Annotated in this window: 13 protein-coding genes and 1 pseudogene; 6 read left to right on the top strand and 8 right to left on the bottom strand. The window is 71.0% G+C overall.

Translation table 11 applies throughout. The annotated features are described in order from the left end of the window. Positions 1-21 precede the first annotated feature (21 nt). The 3 genes from ACFWP5_RS05970 to ACFWP5_RS05960 all read right to left on the bottom strand — a co-directional run bounded on the left by ACFWP5_RS05970 (position 22) and on the right by ACFWP5_RS05960 (position 3625). Positions 22-2262, bottom strand: coding sequence for a molybdopterin oxidoreductase family protein (locus tag ACFWP5_RS05970; RefSeq protein WP_384150853.1), 2241 nt, complete (start codon positions 2260-2262; stop codon positions 22-24). 118 nt (positions 2263-2380) lie between these two features. Next, entirely contained in the window at positions 2381-2998 is a 618-nt protein-coding gene (locus ACFWP5_RS05965; protein ID WP_384150851.1) for a TetR family transcriptional regulator, read from the bottom strand. A gap of 63 nt (positions 2999-3061) precedes the next feature. After that, positions 3062-3625, bottom strand: a complete 564-nt coding sequence (locus ACFWP5_RS05960; protein ID WP_384150848.1) for a hypothetical protein — start codon at positions 3623-3625, stop codon at positions 3062-3064. A 161-nt stretch (positions 3626-3786) separates the two neighbouring features. Here ACFWP5_RS05960 and hmgA point away from each other — a divergent pair, with 161 nt between their 5' ends. The 3 genes from hmgA (at position 3787) to ACFWP5_RS05945 (ending at position 7252) form a co-directional block, all read left to right on the top strand. Beyond that, entirely contained in the window at positions 3787-5103 is a 1317-nt protein-coding gene (hmgA, locus tag ACFWP5_RS05955; RefSeq protein WP_384150845.1) for a homogentisate 1,2-dioxygenase, read from the top strand. Positions 5104-5196: 93 nt separating this feature from the next. Beyond that, positions 5197-5943: a GntR family transcriptional regulator gene (locus tag ACFWP5_RS05950; protein ID WP_384150843.1), complete on the top strand. Its 747-nt coding sequence runs from the start codon at positions 5197-5199 to the stop codon at positions 5941-5943. 142 nt (positions 5944-6085) lie between these two features. Next, complete coding sequence (locus ACFWP5_RS05945) at positions 6086-7252, top strand: type ISP restriction/modification enzyme (protein ID WP_384150840.1); 1167 nt, start codon at positions 6086-6088, stop codon at positions 7250-7252. On the opposite strand, the gene ACFWP5_RS05940 is transcribed toward ACFWP5_RS05945, so the two are convergent. After that, a complete protein-coding gene (locus ACFWP5_RS05940; protein ID WP_384150837.1) occupies positions 7249-7965 on the bottom strand; it encodes a TetR/AcrR family transcriptional regulator in 717 nt (238 codons plus the stop codon). The two genes, ACFWP5_RS05945 and ACFWP5_RS05940, sit on opposite strands and share 4 nt — an antisense overlap. A gap of 63 nt (positions 7966-8028) precedes the next feature. Here ACFWP5_RS05940 and ACFWP5_RS05935 point away from each other — a divergent pair, with 63 nt between their 5' ends. Next, positions 8029-8997 carry an ATP-binding cassette domain-containing protein gene (locus ACFWP5_RS05935; RefSeq protein WP_384150834.1) on the top strand — a complete coding sequence of 323 codons (969 nt, stop codon included), beginning with the start codon at positions 8029-8031 and terminating at the stop codon, positions 8995-8997. Beyond that, complete coding sequence (locus ACFWP5_RS05930; RefSeq protein ID WP_384150832.1) at positions 8994-9776, top strand: ABC transporter permease; 783 nt, start codon at positions 8994-8996, stop codon at positions 9774-9776. The genes ACFWP5_RS05935 and ACFWP5_RS05930 overlap by 4 nt, the downstream gene beginning before the upstream one ends. A 4-nt stretch (positions 9777-9780) precedes the next feature. Here the strand turns inward: ACFWP5_RS05930 and ACFWP5_RS05925 are convergent, their stop codons facing one another. Beyond that, entirely contained in the window at positions 9781-11427 is a 1647-nt protein-coding gene (locus ACFWP5_RS05925; protein ID WP_384150830.1) for an amidohydrolase, read from the bottom strand. A 108-nt stretch (positions 11428-11535) separates the two neighbouring features. Here ACFWP5_RS05925 and ACFWP5_RS05920 point away from each other — a divergent pair. Next, a pseudogene (locus ACFWP5_RS05920) lies at positions 11536-12764 on the top strand (CaiB/BaiF CoA transferase family protein). Positions 12765-12806: 42 nt separating this feature from the next. Here the strand turns inward: ACFWP5_RS05920 and ACFWP5_RS05915 are convergent. The 3 genes from ACFWP5_RS05915 to ACFWP5_RS05905 form a co-directional block, all read right to left on the bottom strand. Next, the gene (locus ACFWP5_RS05915) at positions 12807-13073 is read right to left on the bottom strand and encodes a hypothetical protein (protein WP_384150828.1); all 267 of its coding nucleotides are present in this window, start codon (positions 13071-13073) and stop codon (positions 12807-12809) included. Positions 13074-13199: 126 nt separating this feature from the next. Continuing rightward, positions 13200-14045: an anti-sigma factor domain-containing protein gene (locus ACFWP5_RS05910; RefSeq protein WP_384150826.1), complete on the bottom strand. Its 846-nt coding sequence runs from the start codon at positions 14043-14045 to the stop codon at positions 13200-13202. Continuing rightward, the gene (locus ACFWP5_RS05905) at positions 14042-14584 is read right to left on the bottom strand and encodes a sigma-70 family RNA polymerase sigma factor (RefSeq protein WP_019059221.1); all 543 of its coding nucleotides are present in this window, start codon (positions 14582-14584) and stop codon (positions 14042-14044) included. The genes ACFWP5_RS05910 and ACFWP5_RS05905 overlap by 4 nt, the downstream gene beginning before the upstream one ends. Positions 14585-14635: the final 51 nt, after the last annotated feature.

Below are 14635 nucleotides of genomic sequence, written 5' to 3'. Positions count from 1 at the left end.
CAATAAGCGCAAAATTCCAGGTCACAGCGGTGCGGTGAGCGCGGCGACCTCCACGGGCACTCCGTTGAGCACCGCGTTGCCCGACAGCGGGTCGAGCTGACTGCCGTCGAGCAGCTGGTTCACGTTGACGCCCGGATCGGTGGCGGCATGGCTGAGCCGGGTGCCGGGACGGTCGTGGCCCCAGCCGTGCGGAAGGCTCACGACGCCTCGCCGCAGGCCGTCCGTGATCTCGGCGGGGGCGGTCACCTCTCCCCCGGCGCCCTTGACGCGGACCGGCGCTCCATCGACCACGCCGAGGCGCTCGGCGTCCTCGGGGTGGATGTGCAGGGTGCAGCGGTTGGTACCGCCGGTGAGGGCGGGCACGTTGTGCATCCAGCTGTTGTTGGAGCGCAGATGGCGGCGGCCGACGAGCACGAGCCCTTCGGCGCGGTCGCTCATCGCCTGCCTGAGTCGGGGCAGGTCGTCGACGATCGGCTGCGGCAGCAGTTCGACCTTCCCGCTCCGCGTCTTCAGCGGCTGCGGGAGACGGGAGGTGAGCGGGCCCAGGTCGATGCCGTGCGGATGCGCGAGGAGCTGTTGGAGGGTGAGCCCGTCGGGTCGTACGCCGAAACCGTCGCCATAGGGGCCCAGGCGCAGCATCATGTCCAGCCGTCGTTCGGGGCCGGTGTCGCCGGTGAGTTGTGCGGCGACCTCGCGCGGATCGCGGCCGTGGACGGGCGAGTTGGGATCCTTGACGGCCTTGCCGAGGGTCTGGTCGACGACCATCGCGTCTACTGCGGCGGGGTCGGCGCCGTGCATGCCGGTCGCGGCGAGGATCAGCCGGGCCAGGATCTCGGTCTCGGCCATCCGGCCGGGCTCCAGCGGGATCGCGGGGCGGGTGTAGCGGACCTGGTTGTGGACGGCGAGGGTGTTGAACGCGAAGTCGTGGTGCGGGCTTTGGGACGGCGGGGGCGGCGGCAGGACCACGTCGGCGTGGCGCGCGGTCTCGTTGAGGTACGGGTCGACGCTGACCATGAAGTCGAGCGAGTCGAGGGCCTTGTCGAGGCGGGTGCCGTCCGGTGCGGAGAGCACGGGGTTGGCGGCGACGGCGATGAGCGCGCGGATCGGTTCGCCCTCGGCGGTCGCGGTGTCGATCTCCTCGGCGAGCGCGGAGAGCGGCAACTCGCCCTTCGCCTCCGGGTATTGACTCACCCGGGATCGCCAGCGCCCGAGCGCGAAGCCGCGGCCGGGTCCGGCGGGCCGGGGTGTCCGGTCGGTGGCGGCCTGCGGGAAGAGGGCACCGCCGGGCCGGTCGAGGTTGCCGGTGAGGATGTTGAGGACGTCGACGAGCCAGCTGGCCAGGGTGCCGTGCGGGACGGTGCAGCTGCCGATACGGCCGTAGACGGCGGCAGTTGGAGTGGCGGCGAGTTCGCGGGCGAGGGCACGGATCTCGTCGGCGTCCACGTCACAGGCGCCGGTCACGGCTTCCGGGGTGAAGTCCCGTACGGCCGCGCGGAGTTCATCCACGCCCTCCACATGGGGGGCCAACTCCCCCAGTTCCACGAGGTGTTCGTCGAAGAGGACGTACGTCATCGCCGCGAGCAGCAGGGCGTCGCCGCCCGGGCGGACCGCGATGTGCCGGTCGGCGAGCTTGGCGGTGCGGGTGCGGCGCGGGTCGATCACGGTGAGGGTGCCGCCGCGGGCCTTGAGCGCCTTGAGCTTGCCGGGGAAGTCGGGGGCGGTGCACAGACTCCCGTTGGACTCAAGGGGGTTGGCGCCGATGAGGAGCAGATGGTCGGTGTGGTCGAGGTCCGGGACCGGGATCGCGTTGGCGTCGCCGTAGAGCAGACCGCAGGAGACGTGCTTGGGCATCTGGTCGACCGTGGACGCGGTGAAGACGCTGCGGGTACCGAGGGCGCCGAGCAGGACGGTCGGGTAGAGGGCGCCGGCCATCGTGTGCACGTTGGGATTGCCGAGGACGACGCCGACGGCGTGCGGGCCGTACCGCTCGACGACCGGGCGCAGGCCCGCGGCGACCGCGTCGAACGCCTCCTCCCAGGTGGCCTCGCGCAACTCGCCGTCCCGGCGCACGAGGGGGCCGCGCAGGCGGTCGGGGTCACTGTCGACGGCCCCGAAGGAGGCGCCCTTGGGGCAGATGAACCCCCGGCTGAACACGTCGTCGCGATCACCCCGGGCGCCGGTCACCCGGGTGCCCTCGATGGTGAGCGTCAGCCCACAGGTGGCTTCGCACAGGGGGCAGATACGCGGGGCGGTGCGGGACACGGGGCCTCCAGGGCTTCGTTGCCTCTTGGCGGCGAGCATACCGAGCGGTATGGCTGGTGGCGAGGGGGTGCCGGAGGTGAGGTCGGAAACCCGCGGAACGTGAACGTCGGGCCGCCGGTCAGTCCAGCACCCGCGCCAGATACGCCCGCAGCAGCTCCCGCGTCTCCCCGATGACCTTCTCGTCACCCTCCGGAGCGACCCGGAACGCCAGGTGGACAAGGGCGTCTGCGGTCTCCACGGCGATCAGGAAGGTCCGGCGGAGGTCCTCGTCGGGCTCGCGGGCGAGGTAGCCGGAGAGGAGGTCGGTGAGGCGGTCGGCGACGCGGCGGTTGGGTTCGGCGTGGCCCGAGCCGATGGGGATCTGGTTGCCGAAGTCGACCAGGGAGAAGCCGGGCGCGGTGCGCTTCATCGCGAGGTACTCGTCCAGGACGGCGTCCACCGCCGCCCGCCAGCCCTCCGCGCCGGTCTCCTTGAGGCGCTCGGTGACCCGCTCCGTGTAGCGCTCCAGGTTGCGCTGGGCGAGGGCGTCGGCCATCGCGCGCTTGTTCCCGAAGAAGCGGTAGACCGAGCCGATGGGGACGCCGGCGCGCAGGGCCACGGCCCGGGTGCTCAGCGCGTCGTAGCCGACCTCGTCGAGCAGGTCGGCGCAGGCGTCGAGAATCCTCGTCAGCCGTTCGGCGCTGCGGCGCTGCACGGGCGCACGCCGGAGCGATGTCGTGTGGGGCACGGGCTTCATGATGCCTTTCCGCCGCGGCCAGGTGAAGCTCGCACCTCAGTACGGAATGAGTGCCCCTAGCACTCATCCCGGCTCCCGCGCCGGTGCGGAACGGGGCACCTTGCCGCCATCGGGCGTGGCCAGTGCCCCCGACGCCGTGATGTCCGCCGTACTCTCGACGGGTTTGCCGTGTACGGCCCACACGGTGCCGTCGTCGGCGTAGAGGCGCGCGGTGACATGGTGGGTGCCGTGCGGGACGAGGTCGGCGGCGAGGCGGTACTCGGGGACGCGCAGGCGCGCGACGGTGCGGCCGTCCACCAGGAGGCGGACCGTGCCACGACCGGCGACGGCCTGCGACTTCACGCCGGCGGGCGAGAAGCGGAAGTCGTGCACGGTCAGCGTGACGTCCCAACTGTCGTCGGCGGCGTCGGGCTCCACCTCGATACCGACCTCCGGCGCGCCCTTCTTGTCCACTTCGCGGTAGTGCCGGCCCTGCCCGTCGGTGTTGTCGAGCACCTTGCCCACCGGTGAGGGCGACACCCGGTCGCCCTTCCGCGCTTGGGCATCACCGGAGTCACAGCCCGCCGATCCGGCCATCAGCAGGGCACAGACCGCGAGCGCGGTGAGAACTGCGCGCGACCACGACATGCGGGGGAGAGTAGAACACCGGTCCGGCAGCCGGATCCCCCTGGAGGCTGGTTCTTCGTCTCCGTGAGTCGGATTTTCGGCCGACCACCTGCCGTCCCCTTGCGCCCGCGAAACCGCAATCCTACGGTGATACATAGGAATCAGATGGCTAGGGAGCAGGCATGAGCGGGGACGTACGCAAGACCGCCGAGGGACTGACCCACCTCACCGGTTTCGGCAACGAACACAGCTCGGAGGCGGTGCCGGGCGCCCTGCCCGAGGGCCGCAACGCCCCGCAGCGCGCACCGCTCGGTCTCTACGCCGAGCAGCTCAGCGGTACGGCGTTCACCGAGCCGAGGGCGCACAACCGGCGCTCGTGGCTGTACCGCATCCGCCCCTCGGCCGCACACCCGGCGTTCACCCGCGCCGACAACGGCGGCGTCCGTACGGCGCCCTTCACGGAGACGGCACCCGACCCGAACCGCCTGCGCTGGAACCCGCTGCCCGCCCCCGCGCCCGGCACCGACTTCCTGGCCGGCCTGTGGACCCTGGGCGGCAACGGCGACGCGACCCAGCGCACCGGCATGGCCGTGCACCTCTACCACGCCGACGCCTCGATGGACCGTGTCTTCAGCGACGCGGACGGCGAGCTGCTGATCGTCCCGGAGCGCGGCGGGCTGCTGCTGCGCACGGAGTTCGGGCTCCTCCATGTGGAGCCGGGACAGGTGGGGTTGATCCCTCGTGGGGTGCGCTTCCGTGTGGAGCTGCTGGATGCCTCAGCCCGCGGATATGTGTGCGAGAACTATGGGGCACCCTTCCAACTCCCCGACCTCGGCCCGATCGGCGCCAACGGCCTCGCCAACGCACGGGACTTCCGGGCGCCGGTCGCCGCGTACGAGGACGTCGAGGGCCCGGTCGAGGTGGTGAACAAGTTCTGCGGCAACCTCTGGACCGCGACCTACGACCACTCACCCCTCGACGTCGTCGCCTGGCACGGCAACCATGTGCCGTACGCCTATGACCTGCGTCGGTTCAATGTGCTCGGCTCCATCTCGTACGACCACCCCGACCCGTCGATCTTCACCGTGCTGACGTCCCCGTCGGACACCCCGGGCGTGGCCGGCGTGGACTTCGTCGTCTTCGCGCCGCGCTGGCTGGTGGGCGAGGACACGTTCCGGCCGCCGTACTTCCACCGGAACGTGATGAGCGAGTACATGGGCCTCATCGAGGGCGCCTACGACGCGAAGGCCGAGGGGTTCGTGCCGGGCGGCGGCTCGCTGCACAACATGATGTCGGCGCACGGCCCGGACCGGGAGACCTTCGACCGCGCGAGCGCCGCCGAGCTGCGACCGCAGAAGATCGACGACGGCCTTGCGTTCATGTTCGAGACCCGGTGGCCGGTGACGGCGACGGCCCAGGCGGCACACGCCGACCACCTCCAGCAGGGCTACGACGGCGTGTGGCAGGGCCTGCAGCGGCACTTCCGCCCCTTGCACTGACCCCTCGCCGCCGACCGACGCCCCGCGCGCCAACCCTTCCCCACCGGTTTACGACCCTTGCACTGATCCCTCCCTACCGGTACGGATGGCCCCGTGACCTCCTTCGCCCCGGACTCGATCGTCCTGAACCGCAAGCTGCCGCTCTGGTACCAGGTGTCGCAGTCGCTGCGCGCCTCGATACTCGGCCGCTCGCCCCGGGACCCGTTGCGGCTGCCCACGGAGGAGCAACTCGCGGGGCACTACGGCGTCAGCGTGCTCACCATGCGGCAGGCGCTGAAGGAGCTGGAGGACGAGGGTCTGATCACCCGGCACCGCCGCCGGGGCACGTTCATCGAGCCGGACGTCCAGCGGGCCACCCCGGTACGGCTGTTGGGCTCGGTGGACGCGATCGTCGCCCAGCAGTCCGGTATGACGACCGAACTCCTCGACCACGGCAAGGCGTCCGTGCCGACCGAACTCGCCGAGCACTTCCCGGACTTGGCCGAGGTGGCGACGTACCACCGGCTGCGCAGCGACGAGAAGACCGGCGAGCCGACGAACCACGCGCGCAACCACATCCGTCCCGAGCTGGCCGCCCGCCTCGACCTGGACGACCTGGTCCGCTGGCCGATGACCAAGGTGCTGCGGGACGTCGTCGGCGCGGACATCAGCCGCATCACGGACACCGTGGAGGCCCGCCTCGCCGACCCGGAGACCGCGCGCCTCCTCCAAGTCCCGCTGCTCAGCCCGATCCTGCACTACACGGGCATCACCTACGACGCACAGGGCAGAGTGCTGGACGTGGCTGTCATCCACTACCGAGGCGACCGTTTCTCCTTCTCGGTCACCCTCGACGCGTAGACGCTCCGCTGGATGGCAGGTGCGTCGTCTGCGGGCCGGTGGGGGCTGGTCGCGCCCACGCGGCGGGGCCGCATATCAAATGCAGCCCCGCGCCCCTTAAGGGGCGCGACCCCCAGCCCGGCTGTCGTAAGCAGGTCGTACGATGCCAGGCGTGACGCACGACGACGCTCCGCTGCTCGCGGACCTCATGCCGTGGTCCGTCGCACCGATCCGGCTCGGCCGGGGGTGGCCGACGGCACCCGACGCGGCAACCCTGAAAGCCCGCTGGGACGCCCTGGTGAAGGCCGAAGTCACCGACCGGGAAACCCTGTTCGAGCCGACACGCTCACGCACCCTGCACTCGGCGGTGTCCCAACTCCCGGGCCAGCCCAGCGGCACAGAGAAGCTGATCCGCGCCACGGGCCCCTGCCCGGAACCGATCCGCGTCCTGCACGCCCCCTTCGACGAGCAGTGGCTGATCCCCGACCACCGGCTGATCGACGTGGCGCGACCGGAGTTGTGGCGGGTGGCGGACGAGCGCCAGATCTTCGTGGTGGAGACACCGGCCGTCCCCGGCACCTCCGGCCCACTCCTGCTCGCGTCCACGATCCTCCCCCAACTCCGTCCGGGCCGCGTCCGCCCCCTCTACCGCCGCCCCGCGGCCGAGGAGGCGAACCTGGCCCCGGGCCTGCTGGACCACCTCGCCACCCACCTGGGCCACTCCCCCGCCCCGGCGGACGTCCTGGCCTGGACGGTGGCGACGGCCCGCCCAGGACCGGCCGTACCCCTGACCCGTGACCCCGAACTCTGGTCACACGGAGTCGAGTTGGGCCACCGCCTCCTCTGGCTTATGCGCCGCAACGGCGACCGTCCCAAACTCCCCGGCGGCCGACGCCCGTACGTCCGTGCCCCGTTGCCACCCCTCCCCCTCACCCTCCACTACGACCGCGACGAGGAGACCCTCCACCTCGACGAGGGCCGCATCTCCCCGGTACCGCCCGAGTCCTGGGACTTCGAGGTGAGCGGAGTGCGGGTACTGGAGCAATGGTTCAACTCCCGTACGGCAGAAGCGGAACCGGGCACCCTGGCGGCGATCCGTCCGTCGACCTGGCAACAGACGTGGACGTCGGAACTGCTGGAGCTGATCACGGTGTTGGCGTTGCTCGCGGAACTGCGCCCACAGCAGGAGGAGTTGGAGGTGACGGACCGGATCACGGCAACGGAGCTGCGCAAGGCGGGCGTCCTCCCGGCACCGGAGTGGACGCGTCACCCCGCGTCGGTCCTGGACCACCACGAAGAGGGCCCGGAGGGCCAGTTCGCGCTGCTCTAACCCCGCTCGGGATCGAAGGCGTCCAGGACCTTCCCCAACGCCATGTCGAACACCGCGTCCAGGTCAATGGGCCCCGGATCCTCCATGAACGCCGCAGCCATCCGCGGATACGCCCCACCCGCGATCTGACTCCCCAAGTACGCGATCCGCACCGAGTTCTCCTGCTCCTCGGACCACGGCAACGACCGAGACCGCTCAGCGGTCGCCAACTCATTGGTCACGTACATCGTCACGACCCCGTTGAGCAGCCCGACGAGCTGCATCTTCGTGCCGTACGTCGCGTCGACGGGGTCCAGACAGGCCAGGCAGTGCTCCAGATACCGCAGCGCGTTGGGGCTGAAGCCGTACACCGGTGACATCAGCCGAGGCAGCCAGGAATGACGATGCATCAACGTCCGCGTCTGATGAGCGATCCGCAACATGTCCGCGCGCCAGTCCCCCGACGGCTCCCACTCCTCGTGCTCGCCGCTGACCGCGTCAACCATCAGCTCGTACAGGTCCTCCTTGCGGGGGACGTAGTTGTACAGCGACATGGTGCCGCACCCCAGCTCGGCCGCGACATGCCGCATCGACACCGCGTCCAGCCCCCCACCGTCGGCGATCCGCACGGCCGCCGCCGCGATGTCCGCGCGGCGGTACGCCGGCTTCGGCCCCCGCCCCGCACGCTCGGGACGCGCCCAGATCACTTCGGGTACGGCCGCTCGGTCCGCCATTGATCATCACCTCGATCACCATCCTAGTTACGTACACCGTACGTAGTGCGCTATGGTCGACCCATGACTACTACGTACGCTGTACTTAGTGAAGGTCTGGAGAAGCGCTTCGGCGCCGTGCACGCCGTGCGCGGGCTGGACCTGGCGGTGGCCGAGGGCACGGTCTGCGGAGTGCTCGGGCCCAACGGCGCGGGCAAGACCACGGCCGTACGGCTGCTCACCACGCTGCTGCGCCCCGACGCGGGCTCCGCGCGGATCGCCGGCCACGATCTCGTCCGGGAGGCTTCGGCCGTACGGCGCAGGATCGGCGTGACCGGGCAGTACGCGTCGGTCGACGGCGACCTCACCGGCCGGCAGAACCTGCGCCTGTTCGCGCGGCTGCACCGGGTGCGCGGTCCGGCGGAGCGGGCCGGTGAGCTGCTGGACCGCTTCGGCCTGACCGAGTCCGCCGACCGGCCCGCGTCCACCTACTCCGGCGGGATGCGCCGCCGCCTCGACCTGGCGGCGAGTCTCATACGACGCCCCGACGTGCTGTTCCTCGACGAACCGACGACCGGCCTCGACCCGGCCAGCCGGAACCGCATCTGGGACGCCGTACGGGACCTGAAGAGGGAGGGTACGACCGTGCTGCTGACCACGCAGTACCTGGAGGAGGCCGACCAACTCGCCGACGACATCGCCCTGGTGGACAAAGGGCGGGTCGCGCACAGCGGTTCACCGGCCCAGCTGAAGGCGCTCATCGGCACGTACGCCGAGGTCGTCGTCGCGCACGCCGACGCCCTCGCGAAGGCGGCCGGAGTCCTCGACCGACTCACCGGCGCCGAGCCGTCGTTCGACCACGAGCGCAACGCCGTCGGCGCGGTCACCGGCGATCCGACACTCACGCTCCCCCGGCTCGTCCGCGAACTCGACGCCGCGGGCGTGCCGTTGCTCGACGCGAGCATGCGACCGCCGACCCTGGACGACGTGTTCCTCCGCCTCACCGACACGGAACCGGGCACCCCCACCGACATCGAGGAGCGTGCCGCATGACCATGCTGGCGTACGACGGCACCGCGATGCTCGGCCGGCAGTTGCGACGGGTGCGGAACAACCCGGCGCTGGCGATCCTCACCCAGACCATGCCGATCACGATGCTGCTGTTCTTCGGGTACGTCTTCGGCAGCGCGCTCGCGATGCCGGGCGATGCCTACCGCTCCTACCTCGTCCCCGGCCTGCTGGTCGCGACCGCCGCCAACGGCATCATGACGGGCATGTTCCAGGCCGCCCAGGACTCGCACCGGGGCGTGACGGACCGCTTCCGCACCCTGCCGATGAGCAGGGCGGCGGTACCCCTCGGGCAGGCGACCGCCGACCTGGTCGTCACGGCGGCCGGCACCGTCCCGTTCCTGCTGGTCGGCCTCGCGGTGGGCTGGCGGATCGAGGGGTCGGCGCTCCAAGCCGCCGCTGCCGTGGGCCTGTTGCTGCTGTTCCGGTTCGCCTGTGCCTGGGTCGGCATCCTGCTCGGGCTCGCCTCCCGCAGCGAGGAGGCCGCCGGTCAGCTCGGCAGCGCGACCTTCATGCTGCCGCTGCTGTCCAACGCGTACATCCCGACCGACCGGCTGCCGGGCTGGCTGCGCACCCTGGCCGAGTGGAACCCGATCAGCGCGGTGACGACGGCCCTGCGGTACCTGTTCGGCAACTCCCCCATTCCCGACGGCGCCGCCTGGCCGGTGGCCCATCCGATCGCCGGGTCGCTGGCCTGGTGCGCCGCGCTGATCGCCGTGTTCGCGCCGCTCGCCGTACGCCGGTACGCGCACGGAGAGCGGTGAACCGCTACTGCTGAAGCGGCAGTTCGGGACCCAGGGACGAGAACTTCTCCTGAGAGACCACTCGTTGGGGCGGCCAGGTGATGTTGTCCGGCGGCCAGGTCTGGCCGGTCTCCTCCAGGAACCACTCCGGGGGTTCGTACATGGGCGGTTCGTAGCCGTCGGGCAGGACGGTCCGCCATGCGACGCCTTCCGTGCGTTCCTTGAACTCGTCCTTGATCGCCCTGAGCCGTTCCGGCTGGGTGAGGAGGTCGGTCGCCGTCGCCGCGAGATACCGGGCGGCGGCGATGACGGTCGCCCGGCCGGGTGCCGACGCCGCGCAGGCCGTGAGGGCCCAGGTGTGCAGCTTGCCGCCGATCGGGGCGAGGGCGGCGCCCATGGAGACGGTCGGCACGTTCCAGCTGATGTCGGCGACGTCCGTCGAGCCGCCGCCCAGGAACACCGGGTTGGGCGGCGCGAGTTCGGCGATCTCTGCGTGCAGGCCCTTCTGCGGCAGCCCGAGCGACTCCTGCAGGTCCCGCGCCAACCGCTGTGCCTCCTCGGTGAATTCGGGCGGGCCGAGCTGTCGCATGTTGTCGTACATCAGCTCCGCGAAGGCCCTGGAGGGGAGTTGGTTCCAGCAGGCGGCGGTGATGCGGTGCCGTACCGACGTCTGTGAAGCCTTCGCCGCCGCCTCGGAGACCGCGATCACCTTGTCGAGGAGGACCTGGACGCGGGCGGGGCTGCCCTCGCGGACGTAGTAGCTGATCTCCGCGATCTCGGGGGTGACGTTCGGGATGTCACCGCCGTTGTTGATCACCCAGTGGAGGCGTCCGCTCGGCGCCACGTTCTCCTCGCGCAGGAACTCGGAGAGGGTCGCCATCATCACGGCGGCGTCCAACGCGCTCTTGTTGCCGAGGGGATGGCCGCCGTGCCCGGCCACGCCCAGGAAGGTGAAGGTCACCGCCGTCATCGCGGTGCTGGTGCCCCAGCCGGTGGCGTTGGAGGTCGAGGGGTGCCAGTCGAGGAAGGCGTCGAGGCCGTCGTAGACGCCCTGGCTGACCGCGTATGTCTTGCCGATCAGGTTCTCCTCGGCGGTCGAGCCGAAGAACCTTACGGTGACAGGGAGTTGATGTCGTTGTGCTGCTTGCGCCACGGCCGCCGCAGCCGCTGCCGCCGCCGTACCGAGGGCGCAGTGGCCGCAGCCGTGGCCGGGGCCGTAGCCCGGCGCGAAGGGATCGTGGACGTACTCGCGCGGGTCGTGGTGGCCGACGCCGCTGCGCTGGGAGAGGCCGGGCAGCGCGTCGTACTCGCCGCTGAAGCCGAGGACCGGGCCACCGGTGCCGTGGGAGAAGGTCGCGGTGAAGGCGGTGGGGAAGCCGGCTGTGCCGAACTCGACCTGGAATCCCGCCTGTTCGAGGAAGGCGGCCTCGGCGAGGGAGGACTTCCACTCGCGGAGGCTGAGTTCGGCGTGCTCCCAGATCTCGGCGTTGAGGCCGGTGATCCGGTCCGTGTGCTCCCCTATCCAGTCCAGTGCGGTCGTCTTGGCGGGGCTGTCCAGGGCGAGGCCCGTGGGCGGGACGTAGGTGGGCGCGGTGACGTGGGCGGAGGCCGCCATCACCGGGTCGGTGGCGGTCGTCGTCTCGTGTTCGTGCTGATCGTGCGGGTCACACACGCGTACCTCCGGCGGCGAGGATGGATGCACCGGCCGATCGGTGCATCGGCCATATGAATCATGCTTCACGCATGACAAAGGTGTCAGCAACGGGACATGATCCCCGGCATGAACCCGCTTCCCCTCCCCCTGGACGGCATCACCGTCGTCGCCGTCGAACAAGCCGTCGCCGCGCCCTTCGCGACCCGGCAGCTCGCCGATCTCGGTGCCCGGGTGATCAAGGTCGAGCGGATCGACGGAGGTGACTTCGCGCGTGGTTACGACACCGCGGCCGGTGGTCTGGCCTCGCACTTCGTGTGGTGCAACCGGGGGAAGGAGTCGATCGCCCTCGATCTGAAGGACCCGCGCGGGGTCCACGTCGTACACCAACTGATCGCCGGCGCGGACGTGTTCGTACAGAATCTCGCGCACGGGGCCGCCGCCCGGCTCGGGCTCGACGCGGCCACGCTGTGTGCGGCGCATCCGCGGCTGGTCGCCGTGGACATCTCCGGGTACGGGGCGTCGGGGCCGTACGCCGACAAGCGGGCCTACGACATGCTCGTGCAGTGCGATGCGGGGCTGGTGTCGGTGACCGGGACGCCGGAGCAGCCGGTGAAGGCGGGTATTCCGGCCGCCGACATCGCGGCGGCCATGTACGCCTTCTCAGGTGTGCTCGCCGCGCTCGTGCGCCGGGGTGCGACCGGGCGCGGTGGGCCCGTCGAGGTGTCGATGCTGGACGCTCTCGCGGTGGGGGTCCCCCCACGCCTTTAAGGCAGTGGGGGAGGATGGGGCATCCGCTGCACCACGCGATGCACGGCGGAACTCCCCCGGCGCGCACGGGCCTTGCGCACGCCGTCATCGCCCCGTACGACGCCTATCCGACGGCGGACGGCGGGCGGGTGCTGCTGTCGGTGCAGAACGACCGGGAGTGGCGGCGGCTGGCCGAACAGGTCATTCAGCGGCCGGAGTTGGGGACAGACCCCGACTTCGCCACCAACCCCGCCCGAGTCGTGAACCGGGAACGCACGGACGCCCTCGTCGGTGAGGCGCTGGGTGGGCTGGCTGCCGACGAGGCCGTGGTGCTGCTGGAGCGCGCGGGTGTGGCCTGCGCGCGGCTCAGGGACGTACAACAGCTGGCGGAGCACCCGCAGTTGGCGGCCCGGGAGCGGTGGCGGGAAGTGGGTACGCCGGTCGGGCCGCTGCGGGCGCTGCTGCCGCCGATCACCTTGCCGGGCGGGGGCGAGGCGCGGATGGGCGACGTGCCCGCGCTCGGGGAACACACCGTGGCGCTGCTGCGTGCCGTGGGGATGGCGGACGTAGAGATCGCAGCACTGCGCCGGGACGGTGTGGCCGCCTGAGCGCGGGCCCCCGGGAACTCCCCGGGGACGCCGAGGAGTTGCTCAGCGCCCGCCGAACAGCGAACGGCGCAGCCTGCGCAGTGGCGCGAAGAGCTTGACTCGACTCACTCGCGTACCCCTGGCGCTGCGTTCCTGCGTGGTGTCACGCGATGTCAGCTCGCGCATCAGCAAGGTCGCCTCCGCCGTCTCGCGTTGCGGAACGGCAGGGCCGCCCAGCACCGAGAGATGGCGGTCGAGGCGCGAACTGGTCGCGCTGCTCCCGCACGTGATCGCAGGGACCCTTGCCCTGCTGCGCACTATCTGTTCCATGTCACTCCCCACCCGTACGAGTCCACCCGGCCCGGGCAGGGTAACCCTATCGCCCCAACCGAGCACTCGTGTATCGCGGTCACAGGATTCACCTTCCCTGTAAGGGTGTTGACGAAGCCCCTTTGATTACTCTCCGAATCCAACCGATTTCAGGGCGAGTTGGACAACTGGCTGAGTTGTGGGCTGTGCTGAGCCTCCGCCGGGCTCCACGGTCACTGCGAGTGATGTTGCGGACTTGTCGAGTCCGGTGGTGACCAAGGGCGTGTCGTCCTTGAAAAGCCCGAGGGAGCGCGGTTGCACATCGGGGCGCATCAGCCACAGTTGACGCACGCGCCCGCTCGGCAGCGCGCCGTACCCGTTCAGGGTGACGACCGCGCGCCCCTCCGACGCGGAGGCGATCACGCCGATGCTCCGGCCCGCGGTGTCCGCGCCGGTGGTCGCCCGGGCGTCGGGAGCTGCGAGAACGTGGGCGATGTCACGTGCCTGCGCCTGCTCGGCGTTCAGTTTGTCCTGCGTCTGGTTCGCCTGCACGGCGAACAGCGAGGCCACGACGAGCGCGGCGGCGGCCGTCACGGTGGCGAACGGCACGAAGAACGGGCGCCGTTGGGGTGCGCGGGCGCGCGACGCCTGCGGCTGTGTGCCCCACACATGGGCCGGCAGCCGGGGCGTGTACTCCCGCGTCTGCTCCCGCTGCTCCCTCGCGTGCTCGCGCAACGGTCCGGGTTCCTGCGGAGTCGCCCGTACGGCGGCCAGCACCCGGTCGCGCATGGCGAACGGCGGCTGGGCGGCCGTGGACCAGGCGAGGCGGACCGCGTCCTCGGTCAGCGCGCGGACCTCCTCGGCGCAGCGGTCGCAGTTCCTGAGGTGCTTCTCGAACTGGCGGCGCTCATCGGGTTCGAGGGCGTCGAGGGCGTAGGGGGCGGCGAGCGAGTGGAGATCCCCCCGGCGGAACAGTCGGGCGAGGATGCTCATGCGACACCTCCCAGGCAGTCGCGCAGCCGGGTGAGTCCGTCACGCATGCGGGTCTTGACCGTGCCCAGCGGCAGCGAGAGCCGCTCGGCCACTTCACGGTACGTATAGCCGTCGTAATAGGCGAGGGTGACGGACTGCCGTTGCAGGGCGGTGAGGCGGTCCAGGCAGCGGCGCACCAACTGGCGCTCCAGCCCGGCCTCGACCTCCTCGGTCACCTGGTCGAAGGCGGGGTGGTGGGAGCGCCGGGCCTCACGCTGCTCGCGTTCACCGGCCGCGCGGGCGCTGCGCACCCGGTCGACGGCCCGGCGGTGGGCGAGGGTGAGGACCCAGGACAGGGCACTGCCCCGGCCGGGGTCGAAGCGGGCGGCGGACCGCCACATCTCCAGCAGCACCTCCTGGGACACCTCCTCGGACTGCGCCGGGTCGCGCACCACGCGGCGCACCAGCCCGAACACCGGCCCGGACACCAGTCCGTACAGCTCCTCGAAGGCCCGTTGATCCCCTGCCGCCACCTGCACCAGGAGCTCGTCGGCCTCCACCCGTCCCCCACTCTTCGACCGCACGCGGCCCATCCCCTCATCACATCCCGT

The sequence above is a fragment of the Streptomyces sp. NPDC058469 genome (genome assembly GCF_042721125.1).
Classification (GTDB): Bacteria; Actinomycetota; Actinomycetes; order Streptomycetales; family Streptomycetaceae; genus Streptomyces.
The sequence above is the reverse complement of the archived record's forward strand: the minus strand, read 5'-3'. Positions and strand labels throughout refer to the sequence as shown.